The following is a 24382-nucleotide window of genomic DNA, read 5'->3' as shown; positions in this document are numbered from 1 at the left end:
AACCATCAATATTGTTTGTACGTTACCTAATAATTTCAAAAGCTCTGCGAGCTGGTTTTGTTGCATCGAAAAAAATGAAGTTGTAATGATGAAGGTGTACTAATGAATACATCGATCGAAGTAACGCAAAAGCTTTTGTAGCACAGCGAGTAACGTTAACTTTATGGAAAGGCAGTTTAACCATATGACATTTAGAAGATGCTTGATTACTCGTTAAAGGCTGTTACTATCAAACAGGATTTCAAGAAAAATAATAATTCTTTACTTTGGGTAAAGAAATGGCGGAGCTTACATTTAACTTTAATGAAACCTCTGGATATTTCGTTCAATATGAGGTCAACAGATGAAAACGGTATACTCTTGGTATTTAGCTTGTCATAAGAGAGGTAAAAGAAATTTACTGAGAGCTCAGGTTGCGCTTGATTTTATGGGCGTAGTAAGTTTTTCACCACTGAGATATATCAATAAACCAAGAGGAGATCGTCTGGGGCAGTGTCGTATATCTATGGAAAGTTTATTTCCTGGCTATTTTTTCATTAACTTTAACCCTTCAAAACAGCAAGTAAAAGATATTGAGTCAGTACCTGGTTTTAGCCACTTAGTGAAGTTTGGAATAGAGCTTAGGCCATTAAGGGATGACATCATCGCGCAAGTCATGCAGCTCCCTAATTGTTCTATAGAGCATCGCGTTGAAACAAAGACTTTAACTAATGATCTCATTGATATAGCAAATGTAGAAGATGAGGTAGAGAGGGTTACCAAGTTTTTCCGATTTGCTATCATCTAAATTCGGGCAGTACATAATTAACCAGAGAAAAATGAAGGCGCAAATGAGGGTGTGATGAAAAAATTATCTTTATTATGTTTGGTTTTTTTAGTATGCAGTTACGATGCATTCTGTCAACCTATCAGCAGTAACGTTGATGAAAGCAAAGTAATCGTTGAAAAAAAAGACAACATGGAAGATCAAAACTTGAAGGCGGAATTGAGAGATTTTCAAAAAATTCAACGCGAAGGTGAGTATCTAAAATTAAGAATAGCAAATAGAAACCTTATGCATGAACTAGGAATAAATGAGCGTTCTGATATTTTTGATGATGATATTAGGGTCAATAATAAAAATACAGAAGTGCAAAAGAAAACGTTTCTGGTTTCAACCTTTAAAATAGGAAAAGGAAAGGAAGAGGCAAAGGTATTTGTTTTGGGGAGAGGCATGATGACGGTTAAGAATGGCGATTACATTATGGATGATGTCAAAATATTGAGTATTAACCATGGCAGTGCAGAAGCGATTGTGATTCCTACGGGATATACATTCGAGCTACCACAGATAAACATTTTTTAACACTCAATAAGGAATCGCAGACATGTTTTGTCTTAGAGAAAGCATTTGGGTTATAGTGTTAATCTTATGCAATATCACTTATTGTTACGCAATTGATTCAGGTCCTGATTCGATTGCACAGGCTTTGAGTTCCATGGACTTGAAGAATGTAGAAAAGAAAAATGAATCAGAGATGAATGATATAATTTCAAAATTATCATCAATACAAGTAAAAACTGATTCAACAGCAATGGCGAATGAAAAAAAAGATGATCCAAAGAATACCGGATTAAAACTGCTGGATCAAAACAAAACACCAGAAAATGTCACTCCTTTAAAGAGTCCACCTGAGGAAATTGATAGTACAAATGATAAAAATGTGGAACCAGAAAATATAAAAATGACGACCGATGCCGGGAAGGAGAAAATTTCAGCGGAAGAAAAAGATAGCTTTAATGACAAGACATTACATGAAGAAGTCGTGAGGCTTGAACGAAAAATTGAAGTAATTGATAGTGAATTGGATGCATTAATAAAACTACAGAAGCTTTCTTATGAAAATAACACTATTACTTCAGAGCTAGATAAAAGTAAGCCATTAGTAAATGAAAAGAATGATAATAGCAATTCTGATTATATTAAAAAGTTTTTGAAAGGGAAGAGTGTGAGTGAGGATCCATCGGGGTTTGGCTATATGATACTTAAAGCCGGTTCCGGTAAAATTACCGAAAATAGTCTCTTGAGGCTGACTGTTTCAGAGAAAACGGCGAATGGACGAGTGCTCAGCTTGGCGCGTGATGTTACTTTGCGTTACAGTGCTAATTTGCCTCCGATTATCTATAAATCTCTTCAATATATAGGCTTTGGGGGGGAGGTGAAAGCTGTCGCCCTCGCAAGGTACAGTTATCCTATGGGGGATTATCCAAAAGGTGTCACCGCTAACTCACCACTTGTTTATATGATCGATGTGGGGAAAAATAAGTAGTCGAATATTTTCGAGGATATGAATGATTGAAATAAATGACGTTGTTATTATCGGGGAAGATGACTCAGCAGAATTTTATAACAAAGTGGATAAAGTAATACCTTTATCAGATCGACGTTATAAAATGCCTGAAGGTTTGAAAAAAACCTGTATCACATTTACCGATGGTGATGTGATTATAGAGAAAAGCAATAAAAATAATTTGAGTGTTAGGTCATATCTTACGACGTGTATGAAAAGGGGATATGAAATAAAAAGGATATTTCTCGCTGAAATGTCACTGATCAGAAAATTGTATGAAGGCAGCCAGGATAATGAAAGGATAAAATTAATAGATGAGCAGCCTATGGAAAAAGCTGCTGCCTCTTTGTTAAGAGACGCCTGCGCCCTCGGCGTAAGTGACATACATATTGAGGTTAAGGAACATGAAGCAAGTATTTACTTTCGTGTAAACGGTGATATGCGAAAAGTTGATGAAAAAGAGGCAGAAGAAGGGCACGCACTGTTAGCCTCACTATATAATGCTGCTGATAATTCAGATGCTACCTATAAGCTATATGCATATCAATCCGCACGAATATCCAGTGGAGGAAGGATTTTAATGCCTCCAGAATTACAATCATTAAGGTTACAGTTTAATCCATTAACATCTGGTGGTCGATATATGGTTGCCAGACTTTTATATGCCGACAAAAACTTTATACAAAAAACTGAGCTCTCAGAAATGGGGTTTCATAATTCTCAAATCAGAATCATTAATGAATTAGTTATAGAGCCTGAGGGGGTAAATCTTGTTGCGGGGCCTACAGGCTCTGGGAAATCCACAACATTGAAAGTCATACTTGAAAATATATACATAGAAAAAGAAAGGAAGGTAAATATTATTAGTATTGAAGATCCTCCGGAGTATGAGATAGAAGGAACAAAACAGTTACCCGTCACTAACGTAGATACTGAGGAGGAACGTGGTGCTGCATATAGTAAGGCGATAGTTTCTGCATTGCGTTCCGACCCAGATATCATTATGCCCGGTGAGGCAAGAGATAGCGCCGTCATAAAGCTGGTGTTCACGGCTGCGATGACGGGGCACCAGGTCTGGTCTTCAATTCATACAAACAGCGCGATTGCAGTCATCAGTAGGCTTAGAGACCAGGGGGTGGAGCAATATAAGTTAACCGATCCTAAGCTACTCACTGGGATAATTTCCCAGCGACTGGTTAAAAAACTTTGTACACATTGTAAGATTCCAATTTATGAGAATAAATATAATGTGCGAGGTGGGATAAAACTTATCTCTGTGCTAAACGATGTAAAAGGATATGAAAAATGTGTATTCGTGAGTAATCCTTCCGGCTGTGAGCAATGTAATGGCGGCTACAGTGGTCGAGTGGTTGTAGCAGAAGCGATTAAAACAGATTTTAAATTGTTAGAGCTCGTATATTCTAACAGAGTTGAGGATGCATATGATTATTGGAGAGATAAACTTAATGGCTTAACAATAAAAGAGCATGGATGGTTGAAAGTAGTTGCAGGCATCATCGATCCATTTGATGCAAGAGCACGGCTTGGGAGCGAAATAATTAGTGATGAGAGAAAAAAACAAATATTGAGTTTAGATTGACTCAGACGTATGCGATTTAATAATGGAATTGATCTCATGAGGTGAAAATGAAATCGATTGAGAGGTATTTCAATAAATTACAGTTGACGCTGGCAAAGAGATCCCGAATATATAGTAAGTTAGCAAAATTTATAGAAAATGGTGTGCCGCTGAATATGGCGCTGGATACGCTGTACCAACATGTTTCAAAAGGGGGGAAGAAAAATAAAAAAATAGAAGCTATAGCAATAAATAGCTGGCGAACATCCATTCGTAATGGAAAAAGTTTCAGTCAAGCGTTGTCGAGTTGGGTAAATCCTGAGGAAGTCTCTGTTTTAAATGCAGGCGAAATATCTGGTAGGTTAGATACTGCATTGGCAAATGTAATTGATATGGGGAAAGCCAAGAAAGAGATTAAAAAAGCGCTTTTTGGTATTTCATATCCCATAGTTTTGGTATGTTGCTTGATGTTTTATTTATACATTTTTGGAGTGAAAGTTGTTCCGGCGTTCGAAAAAATACTTCCTGTAAAGAAATGGACTGGAGCAGGCTTGCAGATGGAGCATTTATCACAGTTTGTGCTGCATAGAATGATATATTATGCTCTGGCTGTCATATTATTAATAATTATAGTAATAATCACCCTTCCTAGATGGACTGGCAAATTAAGGACTTATTTTGATGTTCTGCCTATATATTCAACCTATCGTACTATAGTCGGATGTCAGTTTATGATTGCATTTTGCTCATTACTACAAGCGGGAGTTGCTACGCCAGAAATCATTAATATACTCAATAAATTTGCATCTCCATGGTATAGAGAGCGACTATTAAAAACACGAACGGTGCTTTTGGGTGGAGCACCAAATATAGGTGAGGCTCTGGGAAAAACAGGGTTAAGATTTCCGAGTGATGAAATCATTATTGATTTGCGTACGTACGCTGCTTTGGATGGTTTTGAAGAAATGCTAGACGATCTATCACGACAATGGTTAGAAACTTCTGTTGATAATATTAAATCTCAAATGGAGGTTTTTAAAAATATAGTAATAATCATGATTGGATTAACTTTTATGTGGATCGTTGATGGCATGTTTGCGCTGCAACAACTCATTTCTGCATCTGCAATGTAACTAATTAACTAAATATTGGGGGAGAGTTTGTTTGATAAAGATCTCAAGGATATCTCATTTTCTGATCTCATCCTTACGCACGAGGACAGAGTTTTTTTTAGATATGTACCAGGGTGCATCAATCCCGTGGTCGAGTTTGATATCAATAATGGACTAATGACCAGTATTCGTGAGTTGAAAAATCAGCTTGCAACGATGGCCGGCAACGAATTCTTTTTTATATGGGATAATGTTCCTTTCAGGGTGACAAGGATTATTACTGTCAAAGGCGAAAATTATTTTCTCAGACGGCCAATGTACCCTATTGCCAAATTTGAAAATCTTGGCTATGAAAAACGCCAGGTCAGAGACTTTATGTCTCTAAGTGATAAAAGTGGATTGGTTTTATTTTCAGGCGCCACAGGGAGTGGGAAATCAACATCAATGTATTCACTAATGACAGAATTAGTGGAAAAAAATGGAGACATAGTTATTAGCATTGAAGATCCTCCTGAAATACCTGTAGATAGTGTGTATGGCGAGACAGGGCACGGCTTATGGTATCAAGTCGATGCGACGAAAGCCGGTGGCTATGAAAAAGCAATGATATCGGCTATGAGATACAATCCAAAATTTATAATGATGGGTGAAATACGATCCGCTGAAGCTGCAAATGAAGCCGTTAGGGCGGCGGTCAATGGTCACTTAGTGCTGACGACGATCCATGGTGGTTCAATCCAAGGCGCCGTGCTTGCTCTTCAGCAGATTGCTGCCGCTGGGCTACGTTCTCAGGAGCTTGCCCGATCAATTATCGCCGACGGGCTTGTGGCGGTGATTCATCAAAAATTAGTCAGAAACAAACAAACGGGTGAACGAAAAATGGATGCCAATACATTATTTATAAACAGTGATGATGGTATTAAGTCCAAAATACGAAACGGCAAGATAGAATTGCTGAGTACTGACATTTTTAATCAAAATAATCAAGGGTATAACCCAAGGCGTGAATAAAAGGGAAATGGCGAGGCTTATATGGCGAGACATACAACTCTTATAGTATGCATCCTTTTTCCTCTTCAGTTGAATGCTGCAGACGTAGGGACTTTATTGCAAAATCTGTCTGTAAAAAAAACACCGGAGCATATACTTAATCATGAATCCAAAAGCACCATTAACAATATTAGCCCAACAAATGGCCTAAATTTAAATTATGATTACAACAGTTGGAGCGTAAAAAAAGGAATGACATTGAATCAAAACTTATATTTATGGACAAAAAGGGCGGGGTGGAGTTTATCATGGGAGGCGAGTCAGGATTATATGGTTACTTCTGATGCTATTATTCAGGGCGATTTTAACAGCGCGGTTAAACAGCTATTTAATTATACAGGGCAAATGAACCCTCCGATATTTATATCCCTTTATGATAAAAATAAAGTTCTGAGAGTATCTTCGGAAAATTTTTAGGAGACTTGTAATGAGCATGGTTGAGTCTGCTATGGTGTTTTGGTTTTCAGTGATTTGTGTAAGTTTTCTTAACTGTATCGTTTATCGTTATATATATAGCAGCGATCATAGTTTCGTAAATTTGATGAGGTTCTCCTATTGTGATAAATGCAAGGAACAAATTCCGCTGATATATGTTATTCCCATTTTTGGTTTTTTTTTATCGCGATTCAAATGCAGATGCTGTAGGGCACCGATATCGATTTATCATTTCTCGTCCGAATTTTTAAGCGGTTTGCTTGGGTTGTTTTTTTACAACTTTCTTCAGGTTGATGGTTTGGTTTTATTCTATCTATTAATAGTGCTAATAGCCGTTTCTATTATTGATGCTAAAACCCATTTAATACCTTTGATATTTACAGTACCATTATTAATTTACGGTTTGTTTTTTTATAAAACTAACATTTCCTTACAGGATCATGTTTATGGCGCCTTGTGTTGTTTTTTCATGGTAACAATATCTATGATTATTGTTTCACTTATAAAGAAAGAGAATGTAATAGCAGGGGGCGATGTGGCATTGTTTACATGTGCCGGCGCCTGGTTGGGATTATATTATGTGACAATACTGATTTTGTTATCAGCAACAGCATTTATCGTTTATGCCTTGCCCGCCAGGTTACAGGGAAGGATGTTTATACCTATGGGGCCGTCCATTAGCATTGGTTTTTACTTATGTATAATATTGCAACATCTTTCTTAACTTTATGCTTGCTCAGAGCCAGCGAAATGAATCATGTACCTCCTGATATTGTGGCATCCATCTTATATGTCGAAGGAGGGAGAGAGGGAAGCGTAAGTCGTAATAAAAATGGCTCGTTAGATTTGGGCGTCATGCAGATAAACGATCGTGCATGGCTGAAAATAGTTAGTGAGGCTTTGTTCTATGGAGATGAAAAGAAAACGTATCATGAACTTGTCTATAATTCCTGTATGAACATAAAGATTGGGACCTGGATATTGTCAAAAAGAATGGATGCTAATAATGGTAATGTCTGGAAAGCAGTTGGTGAATATCATTCCAGGAATAATAAATTAGCAGCTGATTATGTAGTCAGAGTCAAAAAGGTTCATGATAAATTCTTTCAATAAAATCAGATTATAGCAAACCGAATTTAATAACAGGAGTTCAAGTTGAACATGCAATGTCAAAAAAAAACACTTGTTATTAATGTAAAAAAAATTTTTTTTCCAAGTTTAACATCAGGGGTTAGTATTCTCGAAATCTCTGTTTGCATGTTAATTGGTGCTATAATTTTCATTATGGCCATGACATTTTACAACCAACGCCTTGAATATAAAGTATTGTTAACTTCAGCAGAACAGATAACTTATGATATTAATGAGATAAAAAATTACATTAAAATCAATGGTGATGATGATCTTTCTTTCAATGAAAAATGTGTGGCTGAGATAAGTGAATCACAATTAAGATCTAAGATTTTAAACCTTGAGAGCACGGATACTATTCTAGGCCAGGTGATGAATGTATATGTTAAAAAATCATCTTGCGATGAAGAAACTGTAAAAACCAGGAAGTATGAGGTTTTACTGGCTTTAACTTCTGGCAAAAATATCAATAAATCAGATATTGGTAAAATAACTAAAATTTTGGGCTATGTTGGGGGGAGTTTTGATAAAGGGTCAAAAGGATTTAGCGGTTGGCGAAAAAGCTGGTACATCAATCTGGCAGACTGGGGAATCGTAAATGACCATTTTGGGATGGCAGCGTATGCAAGTTTTTTCAAAAAAAGTTATCCCTATTTCGGCAAAGCAGAATTGTATAACGTTGAGTTACAGCCTTTCAATTCGGGGATTATCTCTCACGATCAGCCACTGATAATTACGTCGAAAGAAGACAAAGTCAACGTCATATGGAGAGGCGCCCAAATACACTCTGTATTGCTTAATATTACCGTTGTAAATGAAGAGGGTGATAACCATACAATAGAAATGAACCTATTAAGTAGACCCTATGGTGGTGGAGTATTTATCACGCCGTATAATCTGTTGCCTAAAAATGCTGTCGGCAATTATAAGATACTAATACACGTGACTGTGTCAGGCCTGAATGGAGTCATCGCTAACTCAATAAAAAAGAGTTTGAATATAAAATACGAATAAAGAAATCAAAATGAAATATAAGTATTTCATTATATCGCGACGCTATAAGCTGCAGTTAAGGTTTACTTTATTCGTAAACATCTAAGATTATAAATTGTGGTGTTGAACTTATGATAGTCAAAAAAGCAAATTTTATTTTGATGGTTTTAATGTCCTTAACCTCTTGCTCAACAACATACAAGGTCAACAAGAAAGTACTCTCAGCTGATACCGCGAAAATTAATTATGATTTTAAAAAGTCTAATAATTCATCTTTTAATAAATCTTATGAAATGGTTAAGAATTATAGTGATGGCGTATATATCGGCCTGAAATCATTTAAGGTCAAGCAAGGTGAGGCACTTCCTGTAAATGTCGAGGCTGACGGAGTAAAATTATACTCTTCACAAAAGCTTGGGTTAGAAGAGATAGCAAAATTAATAACAGCCTCTACAAATATTCCTGTGGATGTGACCAAGAATAAGAGTGGTAATAAGACCGAAGTCGACGCTCAGGAGAGCGGCATATATCAAAAGCTGGATAAAGTAATACATGCCTCAGTTTCGCCGGTGCAGCAGCTGGATCTCTATAACGATCTGCCGGGAATGACCGTAGATTATAGGGGGAAACTTTCAGGTTTTTTAAAACTGGTATCATCCTATTTTGGCGTATCCTGGCAGTATATGAACGGAATTATATTTTTATCTCAATATGAAGTCCGCACATTTAGCATTAACACTCTACCAGGTAAGGTAAGTTCTAAATCGAAAATGAGTATTGGTCTTTCGGTGGGAGGAGGTGGCAGTGGTGGCAGTGGCGGCAGTGGCGGCAGTGGCGGCAGTGGCGACAGTGGCGGCAGTGGCAGCAGTGGCAGTGGCAGTGGGGGGGCCAGTGGTTCGCTCTCTTCTTCAAACAGCGCGGAGTCAGATTTAGCGCTAGATGTGTGGGGAGATATCAATAAAAACCTGGCGATACTTATTCAGGGGAATGGTAGCTACAGCGTTTCTGAAGGTTTATCCAGTGTTACCGTTAGCACGACACCAGGAAACATGACAAACGTACAAAAATATATCGACAAACTGAACAGGCATCTTCAACAAGAGGTTGCCGTTAATGTGACTATTTATAATCTGACGCTGAACGATGACTCAAACTGGAATTACTCGCTGACAGCGATGTTCAGCGCATTAAAAGGCAGAATCAATGGCAATATGGCTTTTTTCCCCGGGGAGTCATCGGCTGGAGGGATGCAGGGTACGACCGAAAATGGATCTTCATTCATTCTTAACATGCTTGACAGCCAGGGGAAGGTCGATGTTCTTAATTCAGCGAATGTGACGACGATGTCGGGCCAACCCGTGCCGCTACAGGTATCTAATACTCGGGGATATGTATCTTCAATTGGCACCACGGTGAGTGATAATATCTCGCAAAGCAATTTAAATGTTTCATTAATTGACACTGGTTATTCTTTAAACGTTTTACCCCGCGTGCTTGATGACGGCAAAATCTTACTTCAATATTCTATAAGCATGTCTTCATTGGTGGGTAAAAATAATGGATTTGATAATTTTAGTGTAGACAAGCAACAGGTGCAGCTACCTGATGTCAACCAACGATCGTTTGTTCAGCAGAATATTTTGAACAGTAATCAAACTTTGCTCGTGGCTGGATATAAGAATTCTGAAAATCAAATCTCTGATTCGGGCACTGGAGACCCTGACTTTAAGATATTAGGCGGAGGCCGGAGCGCTAAGGATAAGAAAGAAATTATCGTTATCAGCATTACTCCTACAGCATTAAATTTGGGAGGTAATTAAAATGTAAGATATTAGTACTTCGCATAATTATATTTTTAAAAATTTTAATATTAGATTCTCTATCAGATTAGGAGATTTACCGTATGCATATCGAATCCGGTATCAATAATGTTTTTTATAAAAGATGGCAACCATTCAAGAAGAAGGTGCAGAAGGGGCTTTCATTAATTGAGGCTGCTATGGTTTTGGCACTCTCAGCAATAGTTGTTGCAGGTGTTATCGCATACTATCAGTCAGCCTCGGATAACCAAAGAACTGAGTCTACCATATCCATGCTGACAGATTTAATTTCCGTTATACATAATACGTATAGTTCACAGGCAAACTATGCCGGATTAACATCGAAGTTAATTGCCGACACACAATCATTGCCTACCTCAATGACTAATGATCAAGGGCAAATATTTACCCCCGGTGGTTCACTAGTCACTATTGGTCCAGGTAAATTTTCTGGCAAGACATTAGTAAATTACTTTAACATTCAATTTGGTGTTTCAAATAATATGTGTCCCATTATGGCAAGGCTGGATTTAGGTAGCTCTTTGGCATCAATGCGTTTTGGTTCTGAGACTGCTACTCCGTACAATAAACCCCTCAATGTCTCAGATTCTGAGACCGTTTGTAAAAGTGCCTCGCGTGGCAGTCAGACACCAGACCAAGTAACATTGTATTATGAATTTCATTGATAAACATAAATAACTTAAATACTGGTTAATAAAATAGCCACTGCACATCAAAAATGTGGTGGCTTTTTGTAATGGATTTTGAGGGACTCATGGGTATTTCTTTCAATCAAGACATAGGCACGGTGACTGTTCATAAAAAAGAGTTTGCCATCAATCTTCTTTGGAGTATCTCAGATACGCGAGAGGAATTTAAAAAAAATATAAAAATAGAAACAGAACAGGTTGATACAGATCTGTTCTGTGAATTTAAAAATAACGATAATTCAATATGCTATGGTCTTGCGGATTCAGCGTTGGGTCATACCGTTGGCATGCCTGTTCTTCCCGCTATGCTCGCCCTGGCCCTTGACTCTCCTTTCTTAGGCGCATGGTCGCTAGATGAAAATTATTGGTACGTTTTAGCCATTGATGGAAGTAATACTATTCTTATTGATAAGGCCTTTGACAATGAGGATGCGGCATATGAAAGTTTTTGTTCAAGCGTTAACGATATAAAGTGGGATAAAGTCATTTGCCCGGAGGCGTGGGCGCAGTCGCAAAGGACAGATGATTTCTCACTAAATGATCTATCCAGGATAAAAAAAGTAAAAATTAAATGCATAAAATTTAAAATTAGAAAGATCCACCTTCTTGGCACTGGGGTTCTTCTGGCATTACTTGTTCTTGGCGTAACGATCAAAAAGAATTTACATCAGCCGGTTTACTCTGTCTCTATGACCAACACTGCAATTAAGAAACATAACGTTTTTCCACAGGTTAATAGTTTATTACCTGGCGTCTTTATAAAAGAATGCCGCCATGAAGTTCAGCATAATCTGGCCTTAGCATTTTCAGCACCGGGCTATAGTTTAGATAACTCGGTAGTGTGTAACGCTACAGGGATTAGTTTTAAGTTGGTTAGAGTTTTCGGCTCTACTGATTACATCCCTGATTCCTTATTAAGATACATTCACGATCATGCTGGGGTTGCGGACTTAGAAAGTGAGCAAGGTATTAGTATACATTTTCCCCTCCGGGGAAAAATGATTGGAGAGTTATCCTCTGAAGCACTCTACGGGCATACCAGAGATAAAATATTACGGCGGTTTGACAACACCTTCCTGAATGCCACTGTCGCTCAGGAGAGGGCTTGTGGTGAGATGTCTACAAACGAAGTTAAGTATGACAGGCAGTTTACATGTGTGGATTTTGAAATAAAATTCAACTACAACCCGGAGATTTTGATTCCTCTATTTGATGATTATGACGGTTCTGTCATTACTAGTATTATCTATGATGTCACAAATTCTAGTTGGTCTATCGACGGCACCTTTTATGAAATAAAGAGTAATTCGAATGTGGATAATTAAGGTGATTTATGAATGGGGAACTCTTTTTACTTTTACTTGCCATGATTTACACTATTACGCAGTCGTCTTTCTTGGCTGATACTCTGGCCGTAGTGAAATCAGAAAATCAAATATATGCTCATCAAATACTGAATCATCAGCTAAACCTGGTGGCGTATTGCAGTTCAGACAAAAATAATTGCCATCAGAAAAATTTCAACAAAGGGTATGTGCCTGCAACCAAGTTCATGGCTGATTTTTTTAGACCTTCAGGTCTTAATGACGAAAAACAAATAGTCTCATGTTACAATAATGGTTATGTATTTACTTTCTTCATTTCAAATAATGTGAATAATATCTTAAAGTTTGGATTCAACGAAAATCAGGTATTTGCTTATGCGGAAAAATATTCACGTAGGCGAGTCAGCGTACTGAGTGGCAGCTCTACTCTGATACCAAATGAGATCTGTTCAATTAAAGAGCAGGCCTTGATTAAGAAACCTGGCCAATTTTTTTTGATTAACTTTGTTGGAAATTAAAATGAATGTAGCCGATCATCAAAGGGCTTCATACCGTTTGATATAACGGAGATTTATAACATGAAGGGTATGTTATTCTGTAAAGGGATATCTTTGCTTGAAGTTGCATTCTTCCTGATAGCACTGACTATATTGTCATTATTCGTCGCTGAGCAGATATCCATTCGTAGCAAATATTTAGAATCAAAGATCATTTCAGACCAGGTTAGGGCGGTATCTGATGCGCTTAATGCATATTTAGAAAATTTAAAAGTTTCTGACGACACAAAATTTCCACTGGAAGTAAAAATTTCAACTCTTGTTAAGAGTGGATACCTGCCACATTCAAAATATGAAAGTGATTATCTTACTGGATCGGAAAACAACTATATCATCAAACTGCAGGCCACGGGTAACCAACCGGATCATTTGGTGGGGATGACATTACTGTGCTTAAGTAATATTAAAAAATTATCAGTAATAAACAATCTTGGATTTAGTGGTGGTGTTGTATCGATTAATGGTTCTTCCATGGTGACTGGAGCGTTAGGCGGATGGGCATTTAATCGGTCTGATTACCCATCAATATTCAATGACCCGTTAATAAAAAACATTAATGATTGTGTTTTCAATTTAAGTTCCTGGGAACCCATTATTGATGAGTCCGACTATCTAAACAAACCAACGTTGTCCTCTGATAAATTGAATATTCAAGGCCTTGTTGCTGGCGAAGAAGTATCATTACTCAATGGTGGTATATGGAACCCTCTTTACAGGAGTGACGCGCTTATTGTGACCAATAATAGCATTAATAAAGACATTGTAGTGGAAGTTATTGATGTCGACAGTAATAACATCATCACGCGTGGTCATTATATGGGCACTGAAAACAAAATATTTATTTCTGAAAAATACATTGGCATGAAAATTATTCTAAAGATTATTCCTGTAGATCCCGCTGGGCATGAAGGAGATGCTATTGTGATGCCCCAAAATGGTAGCAACATTAGTATTGAAGATTTCAATGGTAGTTTGTTCCACAAAATTAGTTTTAAAGTTCAGGCGAATCTATTTAACCATGATTTTTCTGTTCCTGTGGAACCAAAAAATAATACAAGAAGTGATACGGGGGAATGCAGTGATGTACAGAAGACTGGAGATAACCCTGCGGGTATTGATGTTGAAGGTGTGCAACTTGACTTAGTAAGATCGAAGGAGTATTCCCCCTACTTAATTCCTCATGTTATATCGCTACTCATTGATAATCAGAGTATTTTAACATTAAAAATATCAAATCCATCGACAGTACCCTTTAGGACTCTGTCATGGGGTACCTATGACAGACGTGATAATCATTCGCCATTGATCCCGGGTGTGGATGTCTCTGGCAATGGTTTCTCTCTTATTACCGGTCGTTGTCTTAAATCAGACAGTAAAAATATACGATTTGGGATTCGAATTGATAAACATGATTATTCTTTATCCAATCAACATTGGGATGGAGGCAGTCCTTTGTGGAAACCAATTTTTGTGACACTAACTGGTGAAACTGCAAATATATGGAGAGACCATGAATCCATTTATCAGTAAAGGCCTCTCTCTCATTGAAGTTGCAGTTGTTATTATTTTTTCTTGCCTGATTTTGGTTGCGGGTACCGGTTATTATCGCTCCCGACATATGGATCAAATGAATTTAATTACCATAGGCAATTATTCTGAGATTTCTATGGCGCTTTCTTCATATATAAAAATAAATTCTCAGGATATTAAAAGTGAATTTTTTTCTAATGGCGGCAAGCCATGGAAACTTGATGTGTCTTGTTTATATCCCTATATGCTCCAGGAACAATCAGATTCTAAATTAAAAAAATTCTTGGATGGCTATGGTAATAATATGCATGTATTAATTAGTTTGTACAAAGATCAAATTTATGGCTTGATCGTGGATGACGAAGTCCAAAAAATAATCCCCGCTGACTACTTAGGAAAATTAAAGGTTTCAATAGGCAATGCCGCTGGTTCATTTGACAATAATACTAACACCCTTGTAGGTATTAGCGATAGCTGGTCTTTCCCTTTAGCGAGTTGGTCTGTTTCCGGCGTGGATCTAAAAAATTCAAATCTCCTCTTTATTGTTTATGACAAAAGATTTTCAGAAAATGAAATAACATCCTTGAATGTAACGAAATCTGAGGCGGGTAAGCTTAGTCATGTGGATGTAAAACAAAAACAGATATCATGGGAACCGTTATACACCAATGATAGTATTGCTATCTCATACCACAAAAGTGATGATGTTGACTATGTTGAGTACTCCCTTTCCAGCTCTAAAGGTTATTTTTTAAAGTCTGATATCTATGCAAATTCATTCTTAATAACGCCTCAGGCGTCATGGGTTGTTAATGGAGACCTGATAAAAATTTATGTAAAAGCGCATCATAAATATAAGAATACGTTTTCAGATGTTTTGAAGATGAACGTTTTAATCACCAGCAAAACGGTAAGTGATTATCTCAGACAGCTTTTTAAACGAATTGAGTTCGATTACTCATATTCAGGGTTTCAAATGGTTGATGATAATAAATACAAGCCTTCCCAATGCTCCGGTGAACGAGATCTTCTTTTATCAAAAATAACCGGAATTATCATGACGCCCTCTCAAAATGAACATGCAGGAAACTTACTTATTCCTGTTAAATTTAAATTAACCTATAGTAATTTCTTCGATAGTGACGTTACATTTTTTTTGTATGCTATATCATCAACGACTGATTTTTATTCTGATAGCAGCAAGGGCGAAAACAATGCCTACGATTTAGCCTCTGGTCAATGTTCAGATAAAAACATAGCAGAAAGGGGAAGCGTTATTAATCTTTACCTCATTGATTTTGCAGGAGGGGATGATATAAAAATTTCATCAAAAAATATCGGCTGGAATATATCAGGGATAAAGGAAGGCAGTATTGTTTGGAGTGCATAACCTTTAGGAAGCGATGAGATGAATGTTTTGGATAGATTTAAACCCAGTCAGTACTGGGTTGGTTTCTTGGTTGGCGTAATTATTGTCTTCTTTGTTGTTTCTTTCTTTATGATGTACCTGGAATTTACACGCTCAAGCTTTTTTGTTGGCGTTTTAGCTCTAATAAATCGCTTTAGTGGCGGGTGAAATAATATTTAGTGATAAGCAGGGCGTGAATGAAAAAATTAGTAATTAATTATCGGGATTTCTTCATTGGTTTTGTCGGAGGTGGATTGGTATGCGCCATTCTTTATTGCGTGATTTTTGCCAGAGTTTTGTTTTTCCATCCACAATTGTTTGTTGATTTCACTTTTCTGTCCCTTCGAATTATGGACTTTATGTTGTAGGCATCTTATTATTTCTCGTTAAATTAAAAGGTGAAATTAGAGGTGTATATGGAAACGAGTAATAATCGAGGAATGAAGGACTGGATTGTTTTTATTCGTGTGGTTGAATTTAGAAGCTTATCTCGTGCGGCCAAAGACTTAAACATCAGTGTTGCTGCGGTAAGCAAGTCATTATCCCGACTGGAAAATTTTGTTAAGGCTTCTCTTATCCTCCGCGACGCTCAAAACTTCGAGTTAACCAGTGCCGGTCAAATAGCGTATAAGCAAGCTAAGGATATTGCTCAGGCATTTCGCTCATTATTAACATCACTTCAGAATCCTGAAAGAAATATAGAAGGCCGCGTCAGGCTTTGTGCACCTGCTCTAATCTGCGAGCTATTGGCTAATCATTGGACTCTTGATTATGTTAAGCAAAATAATCTATCCAGGGTACTGTTGTATTCTCGCGAAGGGGGGGAGTTTAGTCATAATTCTCCGGAATTTGATGATCTGGTGTTAAAAAGTGGTTTTATGGAAAGTGAGGATCTCATTCATCGTAAGTTAGCACCTGTAAATCTATTGCTTTGTGCGAGTCCTGGCTATCTGGATAAGCATAATGTTATAACGCACCCGGAGGATTTGAAATCTCATTTTTTATTAGGTATTAATCACCACTGGTTAGAAAAGCAGATGATTTTAACAAACGGAAATGAAGAGTTCTTATTGACAATTAATAATCACTCCAAAGTTATTTCTAATAATTATCTGGCGCTTCTTGGCCTGATTCTTAACGGCCATGGAATAATGATCCTGCCCAGTTGGGTAGCATCTGAATATTTGGTTAAACGACTCCTGGTCTCCGTTCTACCCCAATGGAAGCTCCCCGCCATGCCTGTCTATCTTGTCTGGAGGCATCGAAAATTTTATTCTCCTATGTTCAGACATTTTGCTAAATTTATCGAATCAAAATGGAATGCTTTGCCTCATCTTTAAGTTTATTAGTGAAATAACCTCGGGCATAAGGCTGAGGTTTTTCGATGGACTAGATGATAATCAGCATGATTGTACCCGCCACGCATAATATTTCTGTCCACACAGGAAAGCTGTCGCTCGACCCCACCGTGATATAGACGTGTTCATGCAGAATCGTTATCATCTTGCACAGGAATCCGCGCTATTTACTCTTGTGGTGCTACCCAATATTTTTGAGCAACTGTGTGATACCTGCTTCACTCATTGGTTATTAATGCTGTTCCATTCAGTAAATGCAAAGTGAGAGAGTTTCGATGCGCTCAAATCAGCCAATCAACTGAATTTCAGGCATAAAAAAAGACATCGCTTGATGTCTTTTTCACCTACAGGATTCGAATAGCTAACCTGTGTCCCTTGCTATAACTGGGTTTTTCAATGTTCGAAAAATGCTGGAGCCCCCAATTAGGCCCCCAGCCGTATTTCGCTAAAATATCAGCGATTTCGAGCTCAGTGATTGTAACGATGGGCTACCACGTTGCCAACATCCCCGGATAGTACTTTGCGATGATATCGTTCATCTTCTCAATCAGCTCCAAACGCTTGAACGTCAGATGTGCTATTCCCTTCTGAAAGTAACGAATACTGAAGAAATCATCCTCGTAAGCATTCTTCGCCGGATTATCCCGAATATGCTCCATCAATCGGGTAGAGATATCACCCCGGTTGTCGGGAATAGATTTGCTATCCAGCAGAAACAGCATTCTCTCCAGATCCGCCAGTTGATCGCGTCGCCAGCCCCAGTTCAGGCTGAACCCCCACCGGTTATGCGTCACCAGATTGCTGATGATGATCTTCTTACCAAAGCTACATGGGCTGTTGGTTTTGTAATCCCACGACAGGCCTTTGAATACATTGATGACACCACGTTCAAAAACATCCATTTTGTTAAGATGCAACTGCTCAAAGGTGCTGAGAATATTCTCCTTACTAATAGCCGGTAGCTCGCCCTCCTCCAGGTTCTTATGCCACTGGTCACGAGCCTGTGCATCCATCAAAGCCAGCATGCCAGACTTCAGCATCAAATCACGCCAGATACTGCGGTCGATATTGCGGGTGATGGCAGGCACAGCTTTATCCGTCTTTTCTGTCAGCCAGCTATCATAACGGTGCCCGGACTTCATGGCCCAGTCTTGCGCAGTTCCCCCGCCGATCTCGGCCGTTAACCCTGATATAGCATCAAGTTGCCGGATGAGTTGCTCAATTTGCGCCAGCGCTGTATCGCGGCCAGTGACTGCACGTTCAATATTTGTCGAAAGGATAAGGTCATTGTTATCCTTTAATACGTCGGGTTCTGTTCGCATAGTTAATCGTCCATAAAAGCAAACACGCCTGCCGGAAGTGACGGGCGCATTATGCGGTGAATAAAAAAGGAGAGAGGTCTGGAGGTATAAATCAGGAGTGAAGCTCGAAGAATTTAAGTATTTATTAATCCCGTCGTTCGTCTGGCTCTGAGAATATCGACAGCCGTCAGAAAGGGTGTTTGCTCCTGCCATGTAAACTCTTTGCGGTCAGTGCGTACCAGTTCATAACGTTCAACCAGGAAGTTCACCGCATCGGCAAGCGTTATTCCTGCCTCGATATGTTCTAGGATGACGGAATCCTTATGGAATGGCGTGTCGTTGAGTGTAAGACCGTAATGGTGTTCCAGCAGATACATTAATAGTTGCTGCCAGACCTGGACGGGCGGCATGCGTGATGGAACCGGCACCGTGGTCGGTACAGATGAGATGTGCATGAGTTAAATCCCGAGAAAAGAAGAAGTGAGAGGGTTTTACTGCGTTGGATAAATAGTGAGGTAAACGTAGCCGCAGCTACCCCGGCTATCTGCTATACAGGTCAACCCCGCAAGCTGGATGGTCACCTGATGTTGCTGGTATGGATTTAGATCACCGGAATCCAGCCTATGTTCCAGTTGCCCTACAAACAGCGGGAAAGCCTGTTCCAGGCTCTGTAGCTGCTCTGGTGCAAAACTTCCCGTAAATCCGGCCCTGTCTGCAAGGTAATACAGACGCTTACCTTCCTGAACCAGGCGAGCACCAAAGCGCGGGGTGATATCACTTTGTAGTCCCCATTCGCAGGACGGTGTTGATGGCATAAAAACCTCCGTTTAAAGCAAACCCAGCTCAGCAAAAGACACCACATCATTCCCAACCACAAGGTGATCCAGCACCCGCACGTCTACCAGTGCCAGCGCTTTCACAATCCGCTGAGTGATATGTTTATCCTGCTGGCTGATTTCTGCCGAACCCGAGGGATGGTTATGGGCCAGAATAACCGCAGCAGCGTTATGCCTCAGGGCAGATTTAACCACTTCGCGGGGATGAACTTCGATATGGCTGAGCGTGCCGGTAAACAGTATTTCCCGCTCAAGCAAACGATGCTGGTTGTCGAGATACATCACGATAAAAACTTCACGCTCCTGATGAGCGAGCTGTAGCTGAAGCCAGGTTTTGGTGAAGCAGGTGGAGAGAAACTGTTCACCCGGTTGCCGTTGGTATTTATCTAGTAAACGCAGCGCTCGCCGGATTATTCGTTGCTCATTTGCAGGAAAGACGGGGGATAAATTAAGTACAGACATAATTGATCCTTAAAATAAAAATCCTTACTGGTGTACTGGCAAAGCCTGGGAGAAGGGAGAATAAAAAGGCTCATGAGGTAAGCCGCAGCATAACATCGTGTCCTTACCCGACCGGTCTGAGCATGATTCATGCTTGTCATTCCCGAACACGCCGGGGACACGATGTACCAGCTCTTCATGGGGCAAGGGTCGGTCGCGACTTATCTGATTGATACGACCAAAGCGGCTGGCTAATTTCATGGTAATTTCCTGTATGTGAGACAAAAGAAAATGCCCTGCTCGAATGAGCAGGGCGCAAGTGGTGTATTGTTGATGTTTTTAACGTTGTGGATAAGGCTTACGGAAGGGCAAATTTCGGTACGCAGCCGTTATCACCAAATTCAGGAATCACAGCACCAGCGCCTTTGAGCGTAAATGCTGTCGGTTTCGCGCCGGAACCCGAGACAATGACGTTCTTGCCGCTACGTAATTTTTTCCATGCCCACATTACATTGTCTGAACCCACATGGGATTCGCTTTCGCTGATGTCGGCTTCTTCGCCGTTATCAATTTTCATGGTCAGGGTCTGACCGCGGTCCATGCTGACCTGATGACCGTTGGCGTCGGTGAAGATAATGCTGGCAGCCTGTGAACCCGAACTGTCGCAGCTGAGGTACAACTGTGACTGCCCCTTGCCGAGGATAGTGTATTCAGCCGTCCCCTGTGCATAGCCGCTGACCCAGACATCACGATTGCCAAAGGCCTGTGACACAGCCGGAGTCAGAGCAGATATCAGAAGAGTGGAAAGCAGTATTTTCTTTTTCATAGTATTCCATGAGGGTGATGGTTAAGACGATACGCGTCTCTCCTGAAGGTGGTGAGACGCGTTAAGAAAGAGGGTTAATAAGTGATACTGGCGATATCACTGGCTGACGGTGAATGTGCCCTGGTCGGTGAACACCCGGGCCTCAACAAAATTGCAGGCTTTACCAAAGTCGAGAGTATGGCCAAATTTCCAGAAGACACTGTCAGCGAAGGTCATTTTGCGGGGTGTGAACGGTTTATCTGAGGGCCACCAGCCGTCCACGTTCCGGCCCCTGTAGGCTATTTTTCGGTGTGTCAGCATCGGGCATTTTCCCCGGTTAACATCGATTTTCTTTATCAGAACGGTGTTGGCTTTTGCTGTCACAGTGACATAGACGCAGCCATAGCATTCAGGACCGGCATGGCTGACCTTCACTGTAACGGGCATATCACTGGCGGCCAGGGAAGGAAGTGAGGTGAACAACAGACTGGTGGTCAGTATCATAAAAAACCTTTTCATTACTTTTCTCCGGACGAATGCGCTCCTGCGATTCATCGCATTGATTTTTAATCAGTAAATGGCTGAATACAGTATCCCTGAGGAATCCTATAACCAGACATTTACCAGGGATAATGAATAAAACCGATCGGGTCGATCGACAAAATCGATCGTGACAGGGCGAAATTAGTTATCGAAACGGAAGACGAGTTTACCGATGGGGAAGTCAGCCAAAGAAGAAAGACCAGACGGTCCGGGCAGCTCGGGCCACGGTATGTGTGACGGTCTGGAGCGCGCAACGTGCAACCTGTGGCAGCGGAGCCAGGTCTATGACCGCATCAATCACTTCCACCACGGCATCGCCAAAGCTGTTGCGGGCGGTAGTGATTATGCCGGGAGTGCGGTACCCAATTTGCAGGTGAGGCACCAGCGGGCTGCGGGCCCGCTTTGGGAGACGGGTAATCATCGCCTCCACCAGACGGGACAAGTGGTACCGCCCCCTGACTGACACCGGAAGAATATTCGTCTCTGCTGTTCCCATCTGACGGGCGACGGCCTGGCGCTTCAGCGTAATATGCTCACTCTGTGATGCTGAAGGCTGTGCTGACAACCAGTTCCACTGTTCAGCCGGTTCGGTTTTATCCACCTGGTTGAGGACCCACAACACAGGTGGCTGTGGTCCGCTGTATTGTGCGAATACCCCCTGATAAAAATGCTCTTCCACCGAGAACGCCCTGTCATCGGCCTTCACAACCCACAGCACCATATCGAGTTGTGGCATGAGTTCGCGGTACAACTCACGGTATTCGTTGTCACGGCTGATGCTCTCTCCCACACCGGGTAAATCCACCAGGGTCAGGTAATGGCTGCCGAAACGCAGGCGCACATGTTGTGGCTGCCGGGTGCAGGCTTCTACGGCATTGACGGCACAGACCTGACTGCGAAACAACGCATTACACAGCGAGGATTTTCCGACGCCGGTTTTGCCCATGATGCCAATCACAGGCTCATACGCGACGAGGTGGCTGAGCTCCCGGAGAAGATGCTGTCGCAGAATACGGGGATAGCGCCGCAGGTGGCGACGGATAAGGGCATAGCCCGAAGGATGTTTCATATAAGCCTCGACATAATAAAAAGGCCATCACGGATGGATGGCCTGACTGAAGTAAACGGAAGGGAATTCTCTGGGATGATATATATCTGAGATTTTTTTAAAATATAAAACCCCTTCATCGTCATTCGAGATACTACAACTTATCTGCAGTCAGCGGTATTGATTGCTGCTGTTTATACGGACTTGCGTATCTGTATTTTTGCTTTTTTATTTTTCCTTTTCTTTCGTTCTTCCGTGTTGAGGTAAGTGAAGTTGTTGGAACTGGTTCGGGTTCTCACTCCTGGAATGCTGTTATAAATCTGTGCCTGAAGGCGGAAGAAAGTAAGGTACCCTTTTCGATTATGGCTGATGGCGCCGCTGAATTTATCTTCGATAAAATCAAGTATGTCTGTCTCTTGTCCAACATCCACTACCCGTGCGGCATTATGGAAGCGTAACGGATCGCCACGTCTGTTTTTTAATCGCGGACCATCAGAAAACTTGTAACAAATAACCCTGGGGTCTTCCTGCTGTTCTGGTGACCCGGTATTTGCCCATTTACCATAAATATCTGATGAAATATAGGCACTGGCACAGGCGTCAGGATGTTTGATGAAGAAGAAGTTAACAAGATAAAATGGCTGATGCCCGACAGTCATCAGGATAAGTCGCGAATAACCCCGAACTGATTTATATAACGGGTCTGACATTATTTGTTTTTTTAAAGAGGTAAAGCGTTTTCTGAGTTCTATCAGAGACCTGGTGAATGTATTCTCTGCGCGAATACTCTTGTTATCATTATCGGGAAGATAAAAAGAAAATGTAATCATTTCAATCTGGCGATATTGTTTCACCATTGAAAGATAATGATTGCTGAGGTAAGTCTGAGTATCTTCTTTTTCAGTAATTGCTCGTATTAGTTCTTTTTTGTTTTCAGAAGGGATCCTTTCGCTAAGGATGATTTCCTGATTTCTGTTATTCATGTTGGGACGCCGGAAGTCTCGTTCCCCACTGGTGTACTGGATACGGTACAACTTATCCAGCAGATCATACATGCCGTAAGGAGGCTTGTTATTACTGAAAGCGGTGAACAGATATTTCCTGCTGATGTCACCCCATGTATGTTCGGGTTTTTCATAAAACCTATCCTCCCTGCGTAACTCAAACACCCGAAAATCATCCCATATCGTCATACCTCGTTCTCCTTTTTGTGGCTGACAGGTGATACCTTCGCCTGGGAAATTTAATCTAAATTGTACTCTTTTTTACTGTAAATGCAGCGGTATTATAGTCTTTTCCTGTGGTTTTTTATTTACAATTGATATTGTAACTGACTGATTCTAATGTACTGTTATGATGTGATTGTTGCTGATTTCGCTGATTTGATAAGGTTGTTCTGATCTTCATTCCTGGCAAGCAGTCAGCGTCCATGGAACTGAGTGGGGGAAGTAACGATATACAGTGGATATGTAAACGGGGGACGAACGGAGAAACGCCCTCTTTTAGACACCAGCATCAGACCGGACAGAATGTGTTACGGATATTCTGTCAGGGTAAGCCGTTCGTGAGAGGAAAAATACGATAACAGCCAGCACCACCATATGTTGTTGGTGATAAATAATAGCGGAGATCTTTATTGGGCTGGAATGTGAAGGAGTTCCCGGAGTCTGCTCCTCCCTCATCCGGTTAGAGGGAGAGTGTATCTGATTATTCAGGATGCGCATTTCGATTGTCGGTCTGAAAGAGTATTCGTAAATATATTTAAATTTTACGAGCGTTCTGAAAAGTGATATTTGGGTGATTTACAGAATGCTGATTTGCATTGGTTCGTCATGTAGGTTGATGATAGTATGGTAAGGATAAAAATTAACATGTTGTTTGGAAAGTATTTTGAGCATTGCTTGCAGTCACATTTCCGTGCCAATTTAGGTATTATTATTGTTACTTAAAGAAGTCAATTTCTCATGTTTAATAAAACAAGCCATCTCAGATGAATTTAAAAGAGATGCATTGCTTTAAGTAAGTACAGTAACTCTCCATAACATTAAAAAAACCATTCTCATTCATCAG

Annotated in this window: 25 protein-coding genes and 1 pseudogene; 17 read left to right on the top strand and 9 right to left on the bottom strand. The window is 40.2% G+C overall.

The features are described 5' to 3' along the window. Positions 1 to 343 precede the first annotated feature (343 nt). From FOC35_RS03510 to FOC35_RS03430, 17 genes are all read left to right on the top strand, one after another. Positions 344 to 787, top strand: a complete 444-nt coding sequence (locus FOC35_RS03510; protein ID WP_172568157.1) for a transcription termination/antitermination NusG family protein — start codon at positions 344 to 346, stop codon at positions 785 to 787. A 54-nt stretch (positions 788 to 841) separates the two neighbouring features. Next, positions 842 to 1345, top strand: a complete 504-nt coding sequence (locus tag FOC35_RS03505) for a hypothetical protein (protein WP_172568156.1) — start codon at positions 842 to 844, stop codon at positions 1343 to 1345. A gap of 133 nt (positions 1346 to 1478) precedes the next feature. Continuing rightward, entirely contained in the window at positions 1479 to 2309 is an 831-nt protein-coding gene (locus FOC35_RS03500) for a hypothetical protein (protein WP_172568155.1), read from the top strand. Between the two features lie 22 nt (positions 2310 to 2331). Next, the gene (locus FOC35_RS03495; RefSeq protein WP_172568154.1) at positions 2332 to 3930 is read left to right on the top strand and encodes a GspE/PulE family protein; all 1599 of its coding nucleotides are present in this window, start codon (positions 2332 to 2334) and stop codon (positions 3928 to 3930) included. Positions 3931 to 3977: 47 nt separating this feature from the next. Next, the gene (locus FOC35_RS03490) at positions 3978 to 5042 is read left to right on the top strand and encodes a type II secretion system F family protein (protein ID WP_172568153.1); all 1065 of its coding nucleotides are present in this window, start codon (positions 3978 to 3980) and stop codon (positions 5040 to 5042) included. Positions 5043 to 5069: 27 nt separating this feature from the next. Then, positions 5070 to 6032 (top strand): ATPase, T2SS/T4P/T4SS family, encoded by a 963-nt coding sequence (locus FOC35_RS03485; RefSeq protein WP_172568152.1) that lies wholly within the window; start codon positions 5070 to 5072, stop codon positions 6030 to 6032. A 21-nt stretch (positions 6033 to 6053) separates the two neighbouring features. Then, positions 6054 to 6488: a toxin co-regulated pilus biosynthesis Q family protein gene (locus FOC35_RS03480; protein WP_172568151.1), complete on the top strand. Its 435-nt coding sequence runs from the start codon at positions 6054 to 6056 to the stop codon at positions 6486 to 6488. 10 nt (positions 6489 to 6498) lie between these two features. Continuing rightward, the gene (locus FOC35_RS22925) at positions 6499 to 7230 is read left to right on the top strand and encodes an A24 family peptidase (RefSeq protein ID WP_172568150.1); all 732 of its coding nucleotides are present in this window, start codon (positions 6499 to 6501) and stop codon (positions 7228 to 7230) included. After that, positions 7203 to 7619 carry a lytic transglycosylase domain-containing protein gene (locus FOC35_RS03470; RefSeq protein WP_172568149.1) on the top strand — a complete coding sequence of 139 codons (417 nt, stop codon included), beginning with the start codon at positions 7203 to 7205 and terminating at the stop codon, positions 7617 to 7619. Before FOC35_RS22925 ends, FOC35_RS03470 begins: the two co-directional genes overlap by 28 nt. A 48-nt stretch (positions 7620 to 7667) precedes the next feature. Beyond that, complete coding sequence (locus FOC35_RS03465) at positions 7668 to 8651, top strand: hypothetical protein (protein ID WP_172568148.1); 984 nt, start codon at positions 7668 to 7670, stop codon at positions 8649 to 8651. Positions 8652 to 8761: 110 nt separating this feature from the next. Next, positions 8762 to 10450 (top strand): secretin N-terminal domain-containing protein, encoded by a 1689-nt coding sequence (locus FOC35_RS03460; protein WP_172568147.1) that lies wholly within the window; start codon positions 8762 to 8764, stop codon positions 10448 to 10450. Positions 10451 to 10533: 83 nt separating this feature from the next. Then, entirely contained in the window at positions 10534 to 11136 is a 603-nt protein-coding gene (locus FOC35_RS03455) for a type 4 pilus major pilin (protein ID WP_172568146.1), read from the top strand. 89 nt (positions 11137 to 11225) lie between these two features. Further along, positions 11226 to 12485 carry a type 4b pilus protein PilO2 gene (locus tag FOC35_RS03450; protein ID WP_172568145.1) on the top strand — a complete coding sequence of 420 codons (1260 nt, stop codon included), beginning with the start codon at positions 11226 to 11228 and terminating at the stop codon, positions 12483 to 12485. Between the two features lie 8 nt (positions 12486 to 12493). Further along, complete coding sequence (locus FOC35_RS03445; RefSeq protein ID WP_172568144.1) at positions 12494 to 13003, top strand: hypothetical protein; 510 nt, start codon at positions 12494 to 12496, stop codon at positions 13001 to 13003. Between the two features lie 60 nt (positions 13004 to 13063). Continuing rightward, positions 13064 to 14572, top strand: a complete 1509-nt coding sequence (locus tag FOC35_RS03440; protein ID WP_172568143.1) for a hypothetical protein — start codon at positions 13064 to 13066, stop codon at positions 14570 to 14572. Continuing rightward, positions 14553 to 15962 carry a hypothetical protein gene (locus tag FOC35_RS03435; RefSeq protein ID WP_172568142.1) on the top strand — a complete coding sequence of 470 codons (1410 nt, stop codon included), beginning with the start codon at positions 14553 to 14555 and terminating at the stop codon, positions 15960 to 15962. The genes FOC35_RS03440 and FOC35_RS03435 overlap by 20 nt, the downstream gene beginning before the upstream one ends. Before the next feature lie 434 nt (positions 15963 to 16396). Beyond that, positions 16397 to 17320: a LysR family transcriptional regulator gene (locus tag FOC35_RS03430; protein ID WP_172568141.1), complete on the top strand. Its 924-nt coding sequence runs from the start codon at positions 16397 to 16399 to the stop codon at positions 17318 to 17320. 506 nt (positions 17321 to 17826) lie between these two features. Here FOC35_RS03430 and FOC35_RS03425 read toward each other — a convergent pair. The 9 genes and pseudogenes from FOC35_RS03425 to FOC35_RS03385 all read right to left on the bottom strand — a co-directional run bounded on the left by FOC35_RS03425 (position 17827) and on the right by FOC35_RS03385 (position 23505). Next, on the bottom strand, positions 17827 to 18660 hold the full coding sequence (locus FOC35_RS03425) for a DUF4942 domain-containing protein (protein ID WP_172568140.1): 834 nt from the start codon (positions 18658 to 18660) through the stop codon (positions 17827 to 17829). A 113-nt stretch (positions 18661 to 18773) separates the two neighbouring features. Further along, positions 18774 to 19094: a TA system toxin CbtA family protein gene (locus tag FOC35_RS03420; protein ID WP_172568139.1), complete on the bottom strand. Its 321-nt coding sequence runs from the start codon at positions 19092 to 19094 to the stop codon at positions 18774 to 18776. Positions 19095 to 19130: 36 nt separating this feature from the next. Beyond that, complete coding sequence (locus FOC35_RS03415; protein WP_172568138.1) at positions 19131 to 19454, bottom strand: type IV toxin-antitoxin system YeeU family antitoxin; 324 nt, start codon at positions 19452 to 19454, stop codon at positions 19131 to 19133. A gap of 12 nt (positions 19455 to 19466) precedes the next feature. Beyond that, entirely contained in the window at positions 19467 to 19937 is a 471-nt protein-coding gene (gene radC / locus FOC35_RS03410; protein ID WP_172568137.1) for a DNA repair protein RadC, read from the bottom strand. 111 nt (positions 19938 to 20048) lie between these two features. Then, a pseudogene (locus tag FOC35_RS03405) lies at positions 20049 to 20177 on the bottom strand (DUF945 domain-containing protein); the annotation flags it as partial. A gap of 97 nt (positions 20178 to 20274) precedes the next feature. Beyond that, complete coding sequence (locus tag FOC35_RS03400) at positions 20275 to 20742, bottom strand: hypothetical protein (protein WP_172568136.1); 468 nt, start codon at positions 20740 to 20742, stop codon at positions 20275 to 20277. 96 nt (positions 20743 to 20838) lie between these two features. Next, positions 20839 to 21240, bottom strand: coding sequence for a hypothetical protein (locus tag FOC35_RS03395; protein ID WP_172568135.1), 402 nt, complete (start codon positions 21238 to 21240; stop codon positions 20839 to 20841). 205 nt (positions 21241 to 21445) lie between these two features. Further along, positions 21446 to 22333 (bottom strand): GTPase family protein, encoded by an 888-nt coding sequence (locus FOC35_RS03390; protein ID WP_172568134.1) that lies wholly within the window; start codon positions 22331 to 22333, stop codon positions 21446 to 21448. A gap of 173 nt (positions 22334 to 22506) precedes the next feature. Continuing rightward, on the bottom strand, positions 22507 to 23505 hold the full coding sequence (locus FOC35_RS03385; protein ID WP_172568133.1) for a hypothetical protein: 999 nt from the start codon (positions 23503 to 23505) through the stop codon (positions 22507 to 22509). Between the last annotated feature and the right edge of the window lie 877 nt (positions 23506 to 24382).

The organism is Cedecea sp. FDAARGOS_727 (assembly GCF_012273235.1).
Classification (GTDB): domain Bacteria; phylum Pseudomonadota; class Gammaproteobacteria; order Enterobacterales; family Enterobacteriaceae; genus Cedecea; species Cedecea davisae.
The sequence above is the reverse complement of the archived record's forward strand: the minus strand, read 5'-3'. Positions and strand labels throughout refer to the sequence as shown.